At 52.0% G+C, this 204-nt stretch carries 1 rRNA gene; it reads right to left on the bottom strand.

The features are described from left to right. Positions 1-126: ribosomal RNA gene (locus RJP21_RS31510) — 23S ribosomal RNA — on the bottom strand; the annotation flags it as partial. Positions 127-204 lie beyond the last annotated feature (78 nt).

The following is a 204-nucleotide window of genomic DNA, read 5'->3' as shown; positions in this document are numbered from 1 at the left end:
TTCCCCATTCGGACATCCCCGGATCAAAGCTTGCTTACAGCTCCCCGAGGCAGTATCGTTGTTCGCCACGTCCTTCATCGGCTCCTAGCGCCTAGGCATCCTCCGTGTGCTCTTAGTAGCTTAACCAATTCGCTCAAGTTTCGTGCTATGTGCTCTGTTGCTCGCCAGTTTCTTGATTGGAATAACCAAGGTCGAAACTGTCTC

The sequence above is a fragment of the Paenibacillus sp. VCA1 genome (assembly GCF_031583795.1).
Classification (GTDB): Bacteria; Bacillota; Bacilli; order Paenibacillales; family Paenibacillaceae; genus Paenibacillus_AQ; species Paenibacillus_AQ albilobatus.
Note: the sequence above shows the minus strand (reverse complement) of the source record. Positions and strands in the feature narration are given on the sequence as shown.